The following is a 16377-nucleotide window of genomic DNA, read 5'->3' as shown; positions in this document are numbered from 1 at the left end:
GAGCAGGCGGCCGGCGGCGGCGGCCGGGCCAGCGGCGCCCGCCGGGCGGGGCGCCGCTGGCGGGTAGCTAACGTAAAGTGGGCAGCAAGTAGTTTTGCAGCGCCGCCCGCCAGAACCCTAAATTTTACGGGGCCGCCCCCGAGTGGTTCCGCCGGCCGTTGCCGGCGGCCTTGTCCTAGCCCCGTTTTTTGCCATGACCGATACCGACCTTGCCAGCCTGCGCCAAACCTACGCGCAAGCCACGTTGCTCGAAGCCGACGTGCTGCCCCAGGCCGTGCCCCAGTTTCGGCGCTGGCTCGACGAGGCCCTGGCCGCCCAGGTGCCCGAGCCCAGCGCCTTGACCCTAGCCACGGTAGACGCCGCCACGGGCCAGCCCAGCCAGCGCGTGGTGCTGCTCAAGGGCCTGCCCGACGACGCGGGCTTTTTATTTTTTACCAACTACGCCTCGCGCAAGGGCCAGGAGCTGGCGGGCCAGCCGCTGGCCGCCCTCAATTTTTTCTGGCCCGCCCTCGAGCGCCAGGTGCGCGTGGAAGGGCGCGTGGAAAAAGCCGACCCGCAGGTATCAACCGCTTATTTCCAAAGCCGGCCCCTAGGCAGCCAACTCGGAGCCTGGGCCTCGCCCCAGAGCGCAGTAATTGGCAGCCGCCAGGAGCTGGAGCAGCGCGAGCAGGCGGTGGAAGCGCGCTTCGCCGGGCAAAACCCGCTGCCCCGGCCCGACAACTGGGGCGGCTACGTGCTGCGGCCCACGCGCGTGGAGTTTTGGCAGGGCCGCCCCAGCCGCCTGCACGACCGCCTGGTGTACGAGCTGCAAGCCGACGGCAGCTGGCAGATAAGCCGCCTGGCGCCGTGAGGCCAGGTAAACGTTAACAAGTACTACTTAACGGTGCGAGCAACCTGTTTTGGCTGATATTCAACCCCTGCGCGGCTGGCGCTACAACCCCGCCCTGAGTGCCCAACTAGAGGAAGTGACCTCGCCCTTATTCGACGTGGTGAGCGCTCGGCAGCGGGCGGCGCTCTACCGGCAACCGCTCAACTCCATTCACCTCTCGGTGCCGCAGGCCGAAGACGGCCTGGCGCCCGCCCCGGCGGCGGCCCGGCGCTGGGCTGCCTGGCAAGCCGAGGGCGTGCTGCGGCAAGATGAGCTGCCGGGCATCTACGTGTATTACCAGTACTTCCGGCTGCCGGGCGAAACCCGCGAGCGCTGCCGCAAGGGCTTTATGTGCCACATCCGGGCCACGCCCTGGGCGGAAGGGCAGGTGCTGCGCCACGAAAACACGCTGCCCGCCGCCGTCAGCGACCGGGCCGAGCTGCTGGCTTCCCTGCGCCTGCAAACCAGCGCCACTCACGGCCTCTACCGCGACGACAGCTTTGCGCTGGAAGCCCTCATGGACGAGGCCATGCAGGACCCGCTCTGCCAGACCGAGGAGGACTACCAGGGCGCGCGCGACGTGCTGGCCGTGGTGCAGGACGTGGCCGCCATCCGCCAGTTTCAGGCGGTGCTGGCCGCCCAGCCGGTCATTCTGGCCGACGGGCACCACCGCTACGAGGCCTCGGTGGCTTACCGCCAGGCGCGGCAGCTGGCCCTGGGGGCCGCCACCGGCCACGAGCCCTGGCACTACCATCTGATGTACCTCACCAACGCGGCCAGCGACGACTTGCGCATCTTGCCCACCCACCGCTTGCTGCGCGCCCTGCCGGCGGGCTGGACCAGCGAGACGCTGCTGGCGCGCCTGGCCGAGTACTTCGTGGTGCGGCCCCAGGCCGAGGCGCAGGACCTGCCCGAGCTGCTGGCCGGCAAGCCGGGGGCCTTCGGGCTGTACTTGCCGGGCGGGGCGGCCTACAAGCTGCGCCTGCGCCCCGAGCTGCTCGACCAAGTAAGCTGGCCCATGCCCGCCGCCGTGCGCGCCCTCGACCTCACGCGCCTGCACTACTTCGTGTTCGAGCGGGTAATCGGGGTGCTGGGCCCTAGGCAGCGCGCCTGGCCGGGCGTGGCCTACGTGCGCGGCCTGGCCGAGGCCCTGCGCCAGGTAGACCAGGGCGAGGCCGCGGCGGCCTTCCTCACCCAGGAAGTCACGATGGCCGAGGTGGAAGCCGTCTGCCACTCGGGCGCCGTGATGCCGCCCAAGTCCACCTTTTTCTACCCCAAGGTGCTCGGGGGCCTGCTCTTTTCCAGCGTGGCCGACGAGGAAACGGCCGCCGACCAGTCGGTGTTCGACTCGGTGTTCTGGCCGGCCCCCGGCTAGCGCTTTCGCCTGGCGGCCCGGCCTTAGGGGTAACTGGCCGTCCAAACAGGTAGCGGTTGCATGGAGCCCTATGGCTCTTGGTGGCCGAAACGGGTAAGCCCGCCCCAGCCACCCCCACTTGCCCAGAAGCCACGACGCTCTTACTTATTTTACTGATGCGCTTAGTTCTTGCCTCGGGCTCGCCCCGCCGCCGCCAGCTGCTCACCGATATGGGCTTGCCCTACGAGTTACGCCTGCGCGAGGTGGACGAAAGCTACCCGCCCCAGCTGCGCCGCGCCGCCATTGCCGAGTACCTGGCCCGGCGCAAGGCTAAAGCCTATCGCCCCGACTTGGCGCCGGACGAGCTGCTGCTCACGGCCGATACCATCGTGTGCCTGGGCGAGGAGGTGCTCAATAAGCCGGCCGATGCCGCCGAGGCCCGCGCCATGCTGGGTCGCCTGCAGGGCCGGGCCCACCAGGTGTACACCGGCGTGTGCCTGCTGCCCGGCGACGGGCGGGCGCCGCTGGTGTTTGCCGACGAAACCACCGTGCACTTCCGCGCCCTGAGCACCGCCGAGATAGCGCACTACGTGGCCCGCTACCAGCCCCTGGACAAGGCCGGGGCCTACGGCGCGCAGGACTGGCTGGGGCTGGTGGGCATCGAGCGGCTCGAGGGCTCGTACTTCACCGTGATGGGCCTGCCCACGCACCGCGTGTGGGCCGGGCTGGTGGCCCTAGGGTATTTCTCCGACCCTGACGACCCTGCTACTGGCGATACTACCCACCCCAACGCTCACCCCTAATTTCGGCGGCCAGGCAGCTTGCTTTCGCTTCTCTTATCTCTTATGCTCACCCGCGGCCCGGCGCCCGGCGGGCGTTCCTAGGGTATTCTCAACCATTCGTATGCGTTTCATTGGCCGGCTGGGGGCGTGGCTGGCGCTGGCACTGGCCGGTGCCCTGGGGCTGCTTTTCAGCCTAACCACCTACGGGCACCTGGCGCAGCGCCTGGCCGAGCTGGCCACCGGCCCGAGTCGCCCGCTGGCGCCGTTGGCCCTGGCGCCGCCGCGGCTGCTGGCTTTGCGCCTGGGGCTGGGCGGGGTGGCCCTGGCAGCTGGGCTATTCCTAATCCTGGCCCGCAGCGCCCGGCCCGCACCGCGGCGGGGCGTGCGCCGGGCGCTGCGGGCCAGCTGGCGGGCGCTGTGGCAGCCGTGGCGGCAGCTCGCGCTTGGTGCGCGCGCCTGGCTGGGCGGCCTGCTAGGGGTAGTGGCGCTGGCCCGCCTCTACTACGCCGGGTGGTACCCGCTCAACCTGGACGAGCTGGCCTCCTACGACTACAGCGTGCTGCCCGGCCCGGCCGTCACGGCCAGCGTGTACGCCTACCCCAACAACCACCTGCTGGCCAATCTGCTGGCCGGGGCGGTGCACGGTGCGCTGCCCCAGGCCGCGCCGGCGCTGGCTTTGCGCCTGCTGCCCACCCTAGGGGGGCTGCTGGCGCTGCCGCTGGTAGCGGCCGGGCTGCTGCGCTACCTGCGCCCGGCGGCAGTGCTGCTGGGGCTGGGGCTGTTTTGGCTGTCGCCGCTGCCGGTGTTTTACGCCGTGGCCGGGCGCGGCTACGCCTGGGCCCTGCTGGCAACCTGGGCGGGGCTGGGGGCGGCGCTAGTGCTGGCGGCACCCGCGTCTAGGTCGGTAGCGGGCCCGCAGCGGCGGCTGGCGTGGGCGGTGTTTTGCGGCAGTGCCCTGGCCGGGCTCTACGCCGTGCCCAGTCACCTCTACGTAGTGGCGGCCCTGGGCGCGGGCTTGCTGGGAGCCCTGGCCAGCCAGGCCGACCGGCGTCGGCGCTGGCGGCTGCTGCACCTGGCCGGGGCCAGCGCGGTGGTGGGCGTGGGGGCGGCGCTGCTCTACGCGCCCGTGGGGGCGGTGTCGGGCTGGCCGGCGCTGCTGGCCAACCCCTACGTGGCCCACACGCCGGGCCCGCGCTACTGGGCTACCATCGGCCCCTTCCTCACCGGCACGGCTACCGAGCTGCTGGGCCGGCCGGGCTGGAGCGCGCTGGCCTGGCTGGCTTTGACCCTGGGGACGCCCCTAGGGCTCTGGCTTGCCCGGCGGCTGCCCGTGCCCAGCCGGCAGCTGGGCTGGCTGCTGTACGGGCAGCTGGTAGGGTGGCTGCCGCTAGCTTTACTGCAGCACGTGTACCCGCCGGCGCGCACGCTGCTGGCGGTGCTGCTGGCCTTTTTCCTGCTGCTGGCGCTGCTGGGCCAGGCGGCGTGGCTGCACGGGGCACCCCTTATGGCGAGGTGGAAACTACTCTGCGCGGGCCGCCGGGGGGCGCTGCCGCTGGCGGCCAGCCTGGTGCTGCTCTACGGGGGCTACCGCCTCTACCGCGAGCAGCGCATCCTCGCCGAGCGCCGGGCGGAGGCGGCGGCCCTGCGCCAGGCCTACGCTTGGCTGCGGGGGGAGCCGCTGCGCCGCATCTGGGTGCTGCCGGGTGGCTGGCTGCTGGTGTGGCACCACTACGCGCTGGCCGCCGGCCAGCCCCGGCTGCCGCTGGTGGAGGTAGCGGCGCCGCTGCCCGTCGGGCGACCCGGCCCGGTGGGGGAGGTGCAGGCGCTGCCTTACTTGCCCCAGGCCCCCGGCGCGCCCCTGCTTTTTCAGGCCGGGCAGCGCGTGTTTATCCTGCCCGTAGCCACCCACCGGCCCTAGGTAGCTTACTGCCTTCTTCTGGCACTTGCTTAGGGCTAAAAAGGTGGCACTGACCTACCCTAGGGGCTAGTGCCCCCGCGCCAGCAGCGCAATGCCGGCTACTACCAGCCCCAGGCCGGCCGCCTGGGTGAGCGTCAGGCTTTCGCGCAGTACTACCAGCCCAGCCCGGCCGTGAGCAAGACCGAGCCGCCCACGATAATGGGGGTGCCCACGGCGGCCGGCACCCCGCGCCGGAACACGGCAAAGGTTAGTAGCTCGGCCAGGCCCACGGCCAGCCCGGCCAGGGCCGCCAGCCCCAGGCCCCGGCCGGTAACGGGCAGCGGCTACCCCTGCAGCCGGAGGCGCAGCAGCCACAGGGCCCCCAAGGTCGCCGCCACTAGCTGCAGCACCACGGCGCCCACGGCCGGTGCTGGGCCGCGAGCTTGATAAAGAAATTATACCCCGCCAGGCACAGGGCTGTGAGCAGGGCTAGGGGCAGCCAGGTGGGCATAGGGCACTACTAAAGGGGGCGAACGGAAAACGCAGCCTGAGAAACTACAGTGCTTTCAGAGTCAGTGTACGGCTGGGTGTAGAGACGCATCCTTGCGTCTAATCGCCAGGCTTCGAGAAGGGTGGGGGTAAGCGCCACCCTTTTACCTCTAACCAGATAAACTGCTACATTGGGACAAGGGGGGAGCACTACTGCGCAAAATATGTAGTACCTGTTGAGTAGCGACGGTATCTAAGCCAATTAAAGGTTTTGTAAAAACGCAGCGGTTTTTAATAGCTAATGGCAAACCGTGTAGGGAAGGGTCGTCATCGAGAACCACATAGTTAGTCGGGTTGCCAGGCCGCGCTACCCACGCGGTAATCTCACTGGCGCGCGAGCCCGGCGCGGGTAACGTTGTTTGGTCATTCACCTTGGTAATGGCAGCAGGAACTAGACCCCGCGTATTAAAAAAGGCAGTCCATTGCGACAATGAGAAGTTGATACGGTGCGAAGTCGTCAGAACTACGGCGGCGTTGGTAGCGGCGAGGATAGTAGTCAGGTTGGCAGTGGCCTGCGCATTAAACCGAAAGAAACCATCAGGTTCGCTTTCTACTGCTCGCCAAGACGGCGTAGTAATTAAAACCCCGTCTAAATCAAGTAGAATAACCATGCGTTACGTAGGTGCGGCTGCTCACATAGTTGCTTGCGGTGAGCGTCTCCTCACCGCAGCTTCTCCTTGAGTATCTCCAGCTCCACGGCGGGGGCAATGCGCTCGTAGAGGATATTGTAGGCCGCCGTGGTAATGGGCATGTTGACCTTGAGCTGGCGGTTTAGCTCGTGGATGGATTTCACGGCGTAGTAGCCCTCGGCCACCATGTTCATTTCCAACTGGGCCGACTTGACGGAGTAGCCCCGGCCAATCATGCTCCCGAAGGTTCTGTTGCGCGAAAACTGCGAGTAGGCCGTCACCAGCAAGTCGCCCAGGTAGGCCGAGGCCGACAAATCGCGCGGCTGGGGCGAGATGGCCCGCAGGAAGCGCCCGATTTCCTGCACGGCGTTGCTCACCAGCACGGCCAGGAAGTTGTCGCCGTAGCCCAGGCCGTGGGCGATGCCGCCCGTGAGAGCGATGATGTTCTTCATCACGGCGCAGTACTCAATGCCGTCGAGGTCCTGGGCGGGGTGGGCCTGCACGTAGCGGCAGCGCAGCAGCTCGCAGAAGCCGCGGGCCAGCCCAGCCTCGGGCGAGCCGATGGTGAGGTAGCTCTGCTTTTCCAGAGCTACTTCCTCGGCGTGGCAGGGCCCGGCAATCACGCCGAGCTTGGCGGCCGGTAGGCGGAAGCGCTCCTGCACGTAGTCGGTCACGAGCACATTGCGGGTGGGAATCATGCCCTTGATGGCCGAAACCACCCCCGCCTTGTGGCGCAGCGCGTCGCGTCCCAACTTGTCGAGCACGGGCTGCACGAAGGCGGCCGGCACGGCCAGCACCAGCCAGTCGGCCTCGGCTACGGCGTCCGAGAGGTCAGTGGTGGGAAACACCAGCTGGCGGTCGAAGAGAATGCTGGAGAGGTAGCGCGGGTTGTGGCCGGTGCGCAGCAGGTGCTGCACGTCGTCTTTGGCGCGCAGCCACCAGTCCACGCGGTTGCCGTTTTCGGACAGGATTTTGGTGAGGGCCGTGGCCCAGGAGCCGCCGCCCAGCATGGCGATTTTTTCCATAGAAGCAAACCGGGCCCTAGGGGGCCCGGCACAAGGCAAGGGGAATTCAGCCCGCAAGCTAGAAGGGAAAGGTGCATCTTTGCGCCACCCGCGCCCGTCATCCCGGCCAGCCGGGCGCCTACTGCTCCCTTTTTGCCCTGTTGCATGAGTTCCCCCGTTATCGCCGCCACGGCCGCTTTTGTAGAAGAGAAATTTCAGGCCGAGGGCTCGGGCCACGACTGGCCCCACATCCGGCGGGTGTGGCAGGTGGCGCGGGCCCTCGGGGCCCAAACCCCCGGCACCGACCCAGAGGTAGTGGAGCTGGCGGCGCTGCTGCACGACATTGCCGACTGGAAGTTTCACGGCGGTGACTACGAGGCGGGGCCCCGCGCTGCCCGCGCCTGGCTAACTAGCCAGCAAGTGCCCGAGGCCACCATCGCCCGCGTCGAGCAGGTGATTCGCGAAGTCAGCTTTAAGGGCCTAGGGGTGGCAACGCCCGTGAGCAGCCCCGAGGCGGCCGTGGTGCAGGACGCCGACCGGCTCGACGCCATCGGGGCCATCGGGGTGGGCCGGGCCTTTGCCTACGGCGGCCACCGGGACCGCCCCCTGCACGACCCCGCCACGCCCCCCGTTTCGCACCAGGACTTCGAACACTATAAGCAAAGCACCGCGCCCACCATCAACCATTTCTACGAGAAGCTGTTGCACCTTAAGGACCGCCTGCACACGCCCGCCGCCCGCCAGCTGGCCCAGCAGCGCCACCAGTTTATGGAAGTCTTCGTGGCTCAGTTTCTGGCCGAGTGGGACAGCGCGGACGTGGCCACGCTGCTTGGTCAGGGTAAAATAGAGCCGGTCTAGGCCAGGCGGCCGCCCTTGCCACCCGTAGCGGAGCTGCTGGCCCTAGGCCCCCCCGGTGGGCGTTGCCCAGGCCGGTAGCTAGCCGCGGCCAACCGTAGCCAGCTTATCTTTACGCCATGATAATGCGCGCGTTTTGGGCGGCCAACCGGCGGCCGTTGTTTCTGGTGCCGCTGCTGGCCCTGCTGCTGGGGGCTTGCCGCACGTGCCCCATGGACTCGTGCCACATCCGTAAGGCGCACTACCACAACGGGGTGAAGTACCGCGCCCGGCCCATTTGGCGGATGCAGTACCCCGCCATTGGCGAGCGCATTAGGGTAAACCGCGAGGGCGACAACAAGCGCAAGGACAGCGACCACAGTAAGCCGCTGAAGTAGGTGGCAAGCATCCAGGCAAGTGGGTCCGCCGGGTTTGGGTGTCGGTCTAGTACCGCTGCCTCCACCAGAGGGGGGTGGGGCGCTAGGTAATTCCTTGCCGGGTGAGCTTATCACTAAAAAAGCTCGTTTAAGGGGGCTAGGGGAGAGGCAGTCGCTTTTGTCGTGGGGGTGACGATAGGGGGTCGAGAGTTGGCTAGAAGCTAGGAAAAGTGGGTTTTTTGCCGTAACTTGCGCGCGCATTAAGCAGTTGCGGAGCTTGGCAGCTGGCGGTAGTTCGTATACCCTAGGGCGCTGACTTCGGGTGGCTTGCCGGGCCGCCCCGCCTGCTTCATGCCTTCTTTTACCCCACGAGCTGGCAGTTAACCGCTGCCAGCGAACCGCTAACTACCATGGCCGAAGGCGAAAAAATCATTCCTATTAATATTGAAGACGAGATGCGCGGGGCTTACATCGATTACTCGATGTCGGTTATCATCTCCAGGGCCCTGCCCGACGTGCGCGACGGCCTCAAGCCCGTGCACCGGCGCGTGCTCTACGGCATGAGCGAGCTGGGCGTCTCCTATACCAAAAGCCACAAGAAATCGGCCCGTATCGTGGGGGAGGTGCTGGGTAAGTACCACCCCCACGGCGATAGCTCGGTATATGATACCATGGTGCGCATGGCCCAGGACTGGAGCCTGCGCTACCCGCTGGTGGACGGTCAGGGTAACTTCGGTTCGGTGGACGGCGACTCGCCGGCCGCCATGCGCTACACCGAGGCCCGCCTCAAGCGCATTGCCGACGAGCTGCTGGGCGACCTCGACAAGGACACGGTTGATTTCCAGCCCAACTTCGACGACTCGCTGGAGGAGCCCAGCGTGCTGCCCGCCAAGTTCCCCAACCTGCTGGTGAACGGTACCAGCGGCATTGCCGTGGGTATGGCCACTAACATGGCGCCTCACAACCTAACGGAAGTGGTGAACGGTATCGTGGCCTACCTCGACAACGAGCAGATTACCATCCCGGAGCTGATGGAGTATATTTCAGCACCCGACTTCCCCACCGGCGGCATAATTTACGGCTCCGAGGGGGTGCGCCAGGCCTTCGAAACCGGCCGGGGCCGCATTGTGCTGCGCGCCAAGCACCACTTCGAAACCCTGCCCAGCGGCAAGGAGCAGATTATCGTGACCGAGATTCCCTACCAGGTGAACAAGGCTTCGATGATTGAGAAAACGGCTGCGCTCATCAACGACAAGAAGATTGAGGGCATTGCCGCTCTGCGCGACGAAAGCGACCGCGACGGCATGCGCATCGTGTACGAGCTGAAGCGCGACGCCCTGAACACGGTCGTGCTCAACAACCTGTTCAAGTACACCCAGCTGCAATCTTCGTTCGGCGTCAACAACGTGGCCCTGGTGAAGGGCCGCCCGCAGACGCTCAACCTCCACGACCTCATCAAGTACTTCGTGGAGCACCGCGAGGACGTGATTGTGCGCCGCACCCGCTTCGAGCTGGCCGAGGCCCAGAAGCGGGCCCACATCCTGGAAGGCTTGCTCATTGCCCTCGACCACCTCGACGAGGTTATCAAGCTCATCCGCGAGTCGCGTGACCCGGAGGTAGCCCGCCTAGGCCTCATTGAGCGCTTCGCGCTGAGCGAGGTGCAGGCCCGCGCCATTCTGGACATGCGCCTGCAGCGCCTCACCGGCCTGGAGCGCGACAAGCTGGTGGCCGAGTACGAGGACTTGATGCGCCTCATCGACCGCCTGAACGCCATCCTGGCCTCGCCGGCCGAGCAGCGCGCCCTCATCAAGAGCGAGCTGCTGGAAATGCGTGACCGCTACGGCGACGAGCGCCGCACGGAAATCAACCACGCGGGCGGCGACTTCTCGCTCGAGGATATGATTGCCGACGAGGCGATGGTCATTACCGTCAGCCACGAGGGCTACATCAAGCGCACCAGCCTCGACGAGTACCGCACCCAGGGGCGGGGTGGGGTGGGGGCCCGCGGCGCCGGCTCGAAGCAGGACGACTTCACGGAGCACCTGTTTGTGGCCACCACCCACGAGTACCTGCTCATCTTCACCGAGCAGGGCCGCATGTTCTGGCTACGAGCCTACGAGGTGCCCGAAACGGCCAAGACCAGCAAGGGCACCCCGCTGCAAAACCTCATCGACAAGCCCAAGGAAGACGCCGTGCGGGCCGTGCTCAACGTGCGCAACCTGCGCTCGGCCGACTACCTGGAGAATACCTTCCTCATGTTCTGCACCGAGCAGGGCACGGTGAAGAAAACCCCTTTGGAGGCCTACTCGCGCCCTAGGGCGGCGGGCATCAACGCCATTACCATCAACGAGGGCGACCGCCTGCTGGACGTGCAGCTGCTGAGCGGCAACTCGGAAGTGGTGCTGGCCTCGCGCTCGGGCCGGGCCGTGCGCTTTCCCGAAGACAAGGTGCGCCCCATGGGCCGCACGGCGGCCGGGGTGCGTGGCATCAGCCTGAGTGAGGAAGCGGCCGCCGGCGACCGGGTGGTGGGCATGGTGTGCATTGCCGACAACAGTCAGGAGTTGCTGGTGGTGAGCGAAAACGGCTACGGCAAGCGCTCGGCGCTCGAGGAGTACCGCATCACCAACCGCGGGGGCAAGGGCGTGAAAGCCATGCAGATAACCGACAAGACCGGCCAGCTAGTGAGCATCCAGGCCGTGACGGACGCCGACGACCTGATGATAATCAACCGCTCGGGCCTCACGATTCGCCTGAGTATGGGTGAGCTGCGCACTATCGGCCGGGCCACTCAGGGGGTGCGGCTGTTTAAAGTAGCCAGCGGCGACGAAATCTCGTCGGTGGCTAAAGTAGCCGCCGCCGAGGTGGTGGATGCCGAGCAGCCGGAACTCGCGCTAGCTACCGACGCGGGCCTCTTCGACGCGGACCAGGCCCTAGGGGTAAGCCAGCCGGCGGCTGAGGCGCGGACCGCCGACGCCACTGCTGCGGACCTGGAGCTGGAAGACGACGCGGTTGACGCAGCGACCGACGGCGACCAGGAAGAGTAACCAGCCGCTGGTAAGGGCCGGCCCCTTGGCTTGGCCGCCTAGGCTTAGCTGTAACTGAAAAGACCGGGCCCGCGCAGCGGGCCCGGTCTTTTTTTGACTTTAAACCAGCTTACCAGTGCTTGCGTAGAAAATGGCATAATAGTGGTTAGCGCCCGGCGTGTAGCTTTGCGCTGTCTTTATTCCAACTTTTCCCTCCCAATGAAACATTCCTTTCTGAAGCTGGCAGCGGGTGCCCTGACCCTTGGCCTCGGCCTGAGTACGTCGGTCCAAGCCCAGAATTCGGCCGTTAATAATGCTATCCTAAGCTTAAAAGCCGGGCCGAGCCAGTACGATAAAGCCGTAACCAGCATCAACCAGGCGGTTGAGAACGAAAAAACTAAGGGGAGCGCCAAGGCCTGGTTTACGCGCGGCGAGGTGTACTACACGGTGCTCGACCCCAGCACTCAGGCGCTGTACAGCAAGTCGACGGCCGGCATGAAGCCCGGGGAGGCCCTGCAGAAAGCGGCGGAGTCGTATAAGAAAGCCTTGGAACTGGATGGCCCTACTGGGGAGTACGGCAAGCAGGTGCCCGACCGCCTAAAGAACCTCTACGGGTTGGCCTTCAATGACGGGGTGAAGTTCTACAACAGTGGCAAGGAAAACCCGCAGGACTTTGACAAGGCCATTGCCAGCTACCAGTTGGCCTCGCAGCTGATGCCCACCGATACGACGGCGGTGCTGTACACGGCCTACGCCCAGGAAGCCAAGCAAGACCCAACTGCTGCTAAAGCTACCTACAATCAGCTGCTGGGCATGGGCTATAAGTCGGTACCCGTCTACACGCGTTTGCTGCAGATTGACCAGCAAACCAAAGACGACGCGGACATGAAGAAAGTCCTGCAGCAGGCCCTGGCTGCGTACCCCAATAACAAAACCTTCCTCATTCAGGACCTGAACCAGTCGATGGGTAGCGGGTCGGATGGCGGCAGCGGGGCCATTGATAAAATCAACAAGGCGATTCTGGCCGACCCCAATAATTCCAACCTGTACGCCGTGCGGGGGGGGATTTACGACAAGCAAAAGAAAACCGACCTTGCGATGGCCGACTACAAGAAGGCCGTAGACCTGGACCCGAAGAACTTCGATGCCTTGTATAACCTAGGTACCTATAACTACAATCAGGCTGCCACGCTGTTCACTAAAGCCAGTAAAATGGACTTGAAAACGTATCAGACCAAAGGCAAGCCGATTGAGGCCGAGGCGAAGAAGTACTTCGAAGCTTCGGTGCCGTACTTCGAGAAAGCATTGGAAATTAATCCCAATGACCAAAGCTCCCTGTACGCGCTGCAGAAAGTCTACGCTCGCCTCAACCGGCCGGCCGACGCCAAGCGCATGGAAGAACGCCAAGCCGCGCTGAAGAAGTAACATAAAAAGCCCCGGTCTAATAGCCGGGGCTTTTTATTAGCAGGGTATCCTAGGCTAGGGAAGGAGTAGTAAAGCGAAATCAACAAGCTTTAACATTCTTTAAAATTCTTATTTAACATAATATAAATTATAAGACAAATAGTTAGCTTGCTTTTGCATAATAGTTTTTGGCTCAACACTTGTTACATTTTCCATTTCCATTAAAGCTGCTTTGTCGCAGGGTGACGACAACTTGTTATAGCAATAGCTTATAGTTATAGGACGAGTTGGGCGAAAAGTTTTTCGAGCGTGACGAGTGCATCAGCACATAAGCCCGGATGCACGGGTGACGCCTGCAGGCTGGTGCTGCGCTGGGCCGTTAGCCAGCGAAAGCGCTCGGCAGTTCCGAACTGGCCAATGGGCCCGGCCGCCGGGCCGCCGGTGCAGATGCGCTCAATTGCCTGCAGCCGGGCTTGTAGTTCCGCTAGTGGTAAGTCAAGGCCAGTTGCTCCGGCCAGCGCCACCAGGCGTTCCGTGGGTAGCAGCCAGCGACACCCTAGGAAGCGTTGGTCGCGGCAATACAAGATAACGCCAGCGTTCACAAATTCTTCCCGCTCAAGGCGGGGTACCAGCCGCAGGGTAGCGTATTCAAATAAGTGCACGGCGGGCAGCATTAGCTTCGGCAACAAAAGTAGCGGAGGCCGCCAGGCGGGCGCTCAAAAAGTGGTAGTACGCTTGCCGTTGCGCAGCGGGCGGGCGGGTGGCATCGGCTTTTTCCAGCCAGTCATCCGGCAGCAGGTCAACAATCCGCTGTAGTACCGGGGGCGTTAGGCGCTGGTGGGCCAGGGTGTCGGCGGCGGCTAGCTCGCTGGCCCAAGGCAAGAGCACGTGGTCGCGCACCTGCGGAAAAACGCGCGGCTTCGAACTGCTAGCCCAGTCGGGGCCGGTGTGGTGCACGTAGAGCGCGGCGCCGTGGTCGATAAGCCACAATTCCTGGTGCCACACCAGTAAGTTGGTATTGCGGGCGGTGCGGTCCACGTTCAGGGTAAAGCAATCGAGCCAGACTACCAAGGAAGCTTCTTCCGCAGAGACTTTAGTAACTAAAGGGTCAAAGGTGTTGGCGCCGCGTAAAAAGTGCAGCCCCAGATTCAAGCCGGTACTTGCCCGGAGCAAGTCTTGAATCTCCTCATCTGGCTCAGTGCGACCGAAGGCTTCCGCTAATTCACAGAAGACAAGCTCCGGCACGCGTAAGCCCAACGCCCGAGCCACCTCCCCTACCAGTAACTCGGCTACCAGCACGTTTATACCCTGGCCGGCTCCCCTAAACTTCAAGACATAGTAGAAGCCATCAGATGCTTCTACTAAAGCTGGCAAGGAGCCGCCCTCCCGGAGTGGTAATATGTACCGTGATACATCAACGGTACGGATGGTAAAAGGGGAAGTAGGATGCATGAGTATATAATACGTTAGTGGGTTATACTTACCAACAAGTACTATAAAGTATAAAAAAGTACAAAAATATAATATTATTTATTACTTTTTTATACTTTATAGTACTTGTTATAAACTAACCCTATATTTGTTATCAGTATGCCGTTACTACCCACCACCTAATACCTATTTTTTATGCCAAAGCTAATTGACTACCCCCGAACTAGCTACCCTGGAGCCTGGGAAGTGGCCGAAGTAGTTGACGACACCGGTGGCAAGAGTGCCCTAGAAACTTGTGCTCGCAAGCTTAACCGCAAGGTAAGCGGCTCATTTAAAGCTATTGTCGGCTCAGCAGTCAAGTTCGGGTTACTAACCAGTAAACGAGAGATTCTTACCACAACCACCTTATTCAGGCGAATAAAACACGCATATGACAAGCAAGAGGAACTGCTGTTTCACCGGGAGGCCTTCCTAACACCGCCACTATTTATGCAGCTCTGCCGCAAGTTTCGCTCCCGCGAACTACCCGTAGCTATGCTTGACGTACTCCTGATTCGGGAATTTGGAGTGGAAGAAATAAACGCTCAAGGGGTAGCCAAAGCATTTACTGACGGGGCACGCATGGTGGGGCTATTAGATGAGCACAACATAATGGCTGATGTCGACCATTTAGCCGCCCAACAGCCGCCACGGCGAGAAATAGCTAGCCCACAGCCCACAACTAACAATTTCCGCCAAGCAGCAAGCAATACCAAGGAAAACGATGAAACAAGTGATAATGCAGCCGGTAACTCACTACTCCGTGAAGAAATACCTACGGAAATAGCTAAACCAAGAGCAGTAATACAAGCGACTACAGCCGCCACCAACGCTCCACTAACCCGAGGAAATTTACCGCTACCAGCCAGTCGCCCTGCCCCAGTTGAAACAACGGATGCTATTGCCCATTTATTTGGGCTAGGGGCTAACGCCAACCATCCGCCTAGCTCAACAGCTACAGCTAACCAAACGGACCTCGCATCAGCTACCACTAGCACGTCCGCAGTAACCCAGCCTGGTACTCCAACAGACCGAGCTAAGCCTATTACCAAACCTGCTAGCAGCACAGAGCCAATGCCACTTAGCTCGGCCACCGAGTCCGAGAAGCTACTCTTTCGCTTGCAGCTAACTGGCCCAGGCTTAGAAACAACGCTCGAGGTATCGGATGCGGACGATTTACTGCTAGTGCGTGCGTTATTAGATAAAATTGAACGCCAGCTAAAACGTAATCAGTAAGCCTCCCTTTCAATTTTGACCTAGGGCATAATCACCTGACTACTAGACTCCTATTTGGTTATTTATTAATTATGTTAAGTATAATCAGGTAATAAGAACTGCTTTAAAACTAGCTCTTACTACTTGACTATACACGTTATTCTGGCAGGGGGCGGCGTTCCCCAGCACGGATGCGCTGGTGGCGCTGCCGCAGCACTACCAGCAACTCGGCTAGCGAAGAGCCGCTGATGCGCAGCAGTACTAGCAAGTGGTAAACAAGGTCGGCAGCTTCCCCGGCCAAGCCGGCACGATTACCCGCCATGGCGTCAATGACGGTTTCCACGGCCTCCTCCCCTACTTTTTGCGCTATGCGGGCGAGACCTTTTTCGAATAGCCGGACGGTATAAGAGCCGGGCTCTGCTTCGGGATGTTGACGCCGCTGCTCTATTAAACGGTCTAGCTCGGCCAGGAAACCCACGGCAGGAGCTGGCCAGGCGGCAGCGGGTACACCCTGAGCATCCACCGTGTCGGCACCAGCCAAGGGCTCGAAGCAGCTGGTGGTGCCCCGGTGGCAAGTTGGGCCGTGGGGGTGCGCTAGTACCAGCACCGTATCCTGGTCGCAATCGAGGTGTAGGCTCACTACCTCCAAGTAGTGACCGCTGGTCTCACCCTTGGTCCAGAGACGCTGTTTAGAGCGCGAGAAAAAGGTGACGCGCCCTTGCTGCTGCGTCAATTGCCAGGCTTCGGCATTAAAGTACCCCAGCATAAGCACTTGCCCGGTAGCGGCATCCTGCACAATAGCAGGGACAAGCTGGTCGGGCATTTTAGCGAAGTTCAAAATCATGGCGTAGACGGAGCAGCCGGAATAAAGTAATAAACAGAGAAAATAAACTATTACGAACAAGCTTGCACTGCCGACTAGCAGTGAGGATAAAGCTTAAGCAGCAAACGGTAAGTGGTAGCCCGGACCG

14 protein-coding genes are annotated in these 16377 nt (G+C 62.8%); 9 read left to right on the top strand and 5 right to left on the bottom strand.

The window, feature by feature from the left end; translation table 11 throughout:
* The first annotated feature begins 193 nt into the window (after nt 1-193).
* The 4 genes from pdxH (at nt 194) to HHL22_RS03615 (ending at nt 4922) form a co-directional block, all read left to right on the top strand.
* Nucleotides 194-850: a pyridoxamine 5'-phosphate oxidase gene (gene pdxH, locus HHL22_RS03630; RefSeq protein ID WP_169529597.1), complete on the top strand. Its 657-nt coding sequence runs from the start codon at nt 194-196 to the stop codon at nt 848-850.
* A gap of 49 nt (nt 851-899) precedes the next feature.
* Nucleotides 900-2243, top strand: a complete 1344-nt coding sequence (locus tag HHL22_RS03625) for a DUF1015 domain-containing protein (RefSeq protein WP_169529596.1) — start codon at nt 900-902, stop codon at nt 2241-2243.
* Between the two features lie 155 nt (nt 2244-2398).
* The gene (locus HHL22_RS03620; protein WP_169529595.1) at nt 2399-3025 is read left to right on the top strand and encodes a Maf family protein; all 627 of its coding nucleotides are present in this window, start codon (nt 2399-2401) and stop codon (nt 3023-3025) included.
* A 100-nt stretch (nt 3026-3125) separates the two neighbouring features.
* Entirely contained in the window at nt 3126-4922 is a 1797-nt protein-coding gene (locus HHL22_RS03615; protein ID WP_169529594.1) for a hypothetical protein, read from the top strand.
* 638 nt (nt 4923-5560) lie between these two features.
* Here HHL22_RS03615 and HHL22_RS03610 read toward each other — a convergent pair.
* Both HHL22_RS03610 and HHL22_RS03605 read right to left on the bottom strand, forming a co-directional pair.
* Entirely contained in the window at nt 5561-6061 is a 501-nt protein-coding gene (locus tag HHL22_RS03610) for an HAD domain-containing protein (protein WP_169529593.1), read from the bottom strand.
* 50 nt (nt 6062-6111) lie between these two features.
* Nucleotides 6112-7104 carry an NAD(P)H-dependent glycerol-3-phosphate dehydrogenase gene (locus HHL22_RS03605; RefSeq protein ID WP_169529592.1) on the bottom strand — a complete coding sequence of 331 codons (993 nt, stop codon included), beginning with the start codon at nt 7102-7104 and terminating at the stop codon, nt 6112-6114.
* Nucleotides 7105-7248: 144 nt separating this feature from the next.
* Between HHL22_RS03605 and HHL22_RS03600 the strand changes: the two genes are divergently transcribed.
* From HHL22_RS03600 to HHL22_RS03585, 4 genes are all read left to right on the top strand, one after another.
* On the top strand, nt 7249-7941 hold the full coding sequence (locus HHL22_RS03600) for an HD domain-containing protein (RefSeq protein WP_169529591.1): 693 nt from the start codon (nt 7249-7251) through the stop codon (nt 7939-7941).
* 116 nt (nt 7942-8057) lie between these two features.
* Nucleotides 8058-8315, top strand: a complete 258-nt coding sequence (locus HHL22_RS03595) for a hypothetical protein (RefSeq protein WP_169529590.1) — start codon at nt 8058-8060, stop codon at nt 8313-8315.
* 389 nt (nt 8316-8704) lie between these two features.
* Complete coding sequence (gene gyrA, locus HHL22_RS03590; RefSeq protein ID WP_169529589.1) at nt 8705-11338, top strand: DNA gyrase subunit A; 2634 nt, start codon at nt 8705-8707, stop codon at nt 11336-11338.
* A gap of 198 nt (nt 11339-11536) precedes the next feature.
* On the top strand, nt 11537-12742 hold the full coding sequence (locus HHL22_RS03585; protein ID WP_169529588.1) for a tetratricopeptide repeat protein: 1206 nt from the start codon (nt 11537-11539) through the stop codon (nt 12740-12742).
* A gap of 254 nt (nt 12743-12996) precedes the next feature.
* Here the strand turns inward: HHL22_RS03585 and HHL22_RS03580 are convergent, their stop codons facing one another.
* Complete coding sequence (locus HHL22_RS03580; RefSeq protein WP_394354441.1) at nt 12997-13395, bottom strand: DUF3037 domain-containing protein; 399 nt, start codon at nt 13393-13395, stop codon at nt 12997-12999.
* Complete coding sequence (locus HHL22_RS03575; protein ID WP_169529587.1) at nt 13370-14173, bottom strand: HipA family kinase; 804 nt, start codon at nt 14171-14173, stop codon at nt 13370-13372. Before HHL22_RS03575 ends, HHL22_RS03580 begins: the two co-directional genes overlap by 26 nt.
* Nucleotides 14174-14347: 174 nt before the next feature.
* On the opposite strand from HHL22_RS03575, the gene HHL22_RS03570 reads away from it, so the two are divergent.
* Nucleotides 14348-15427, top strand: coding sequence for a hypothetical protein (locus tag HHL22_RS03570; protein ID WP_169529586.1), 1080 nt, complete (start codon nt 14348-14350; stop codon nt 15425-15427).
* 136 nt (nt 15428-15563) lie between these two features.
* Here HHL22_RS03570 and hisIE read toward each other — a convergent pair whose 3' ends face one another.
* Nucleotides 15564-16250: a bifunctional phosphoribosyl-AMP cyclohydrolase/phosphoribosyl-ATP diphosphatase HisIE gene (gene hisIE, locus HHL22_RS03565; RefSeq protein WP_169529585.1), complete on the bottom strand. Its 687-nt coding sequence runs from the start codon at nt 16248-16250 to the stop codon at nt 15564-15566.
* Nucleotides 16251-16377: the final 127 nt, after the last annotated feature.

Source organism: Hymenobacter polaris (assembly GCF_012927305.1).
GTDB classification, from domain to species: domain Bacteria; phylum Bacteroidota; class Bacteroidia; order Cytophagales; family Hymenobacteraceae; genus Hymenobacter; species Hymenobacter polaris.
Note: the sequence above shows the minus strand (reverse complement) of the source record. Positions and strands in the feature narration are given on the sequence as shown.

Coding starts and splice junctions, on each gene's coding strand:
- pdxH (WP_169529597.1), top strand. CDS start 194: ATGACCGATACCGACCTTGCCAGCCTGCGCCAAACCTACGCGCAAGCC.
- HHL22_RS03620 (WP_169529595.1), top strand. CDS start 2,399: ATGCGCTTAGTTCTTGCCTCGGGCTCGCCCCGCCGCCGCCAGCTGCTC.
- HHL22_RS03615 (WP_169529594.1), top strand. CDS start 3,126: ATGCGTTTCATTGGCCGGCTGGGGGCGTGGCTGGCGCTGGCACTGGCC.
- HHL22_RS03610 (WP_169529593.1), bottom strand. CDS start 6,061: ATGGTTATTCTACTTGATTTAGACGGGGTTTTAATTACTACGCCGTCT.
- HHL22_RS03605 (WP_169529592.1), bottom strand. CDS start 7,104: ATGGAAAAAATCGCCATGCTGGGCGGCGGCTCCTGGGCCACGGCCCTC.
- HHL22_RS03600 (WP_169529591.1), top strand. CDS start 7,249: ATGAGTTCCCCCGTTATCGCCGCCACGGCCGCTTTTGTAGAAGAGAAA.
- HHL22_RS03595 (WP_169529590.1), top strand. CDS start 8,058: ATGATAATGCGCGCGTTTTGGGCGGCCAACCGGCGGCCGTTGTTTCTG.
- gyrA (WP_169529589.1), top strand. CDS start 8,705: ATGGCCGAAGGCGAAAAAATCATTCCTATTAATATTGAAGACGAGATG.
- HHL22_RS03585 (WP_169529588.1), top strand. CDS start 11,537: ATGAAACATTCCTTTCTGAAGCTGGCAGCGGGTGCCCTGACCCTTGGC.
- HHL22_RS03580 (WP_394354441.1), bottom strand. CDS start 13,395: ATGCTGCCCGCCGTGCACTTATTTGAATACGCTACCCTGCGGCTGGTA.
- HHL22_RS03575 (WP_169529587.1), bottom strand. CDS start 14,173: ATGCATCCTACTTCCCCTTTTACCATCCGTACCGTTGATGTATCACGG.
- HHL22_RS03570 (WP_169529586.1), top strand. CDS start 14,348: ATGCCAAAGCTAATTGACTACCCCCGAACTAGCTACCCTGGAGCCTGG.
- hisIE (WP_169529585.1), bottom strand. CDS start 16,250: ATGATTTTGAACTTCGCTAAAATGCCCGACCAGCTTGTCCCTGCTATT.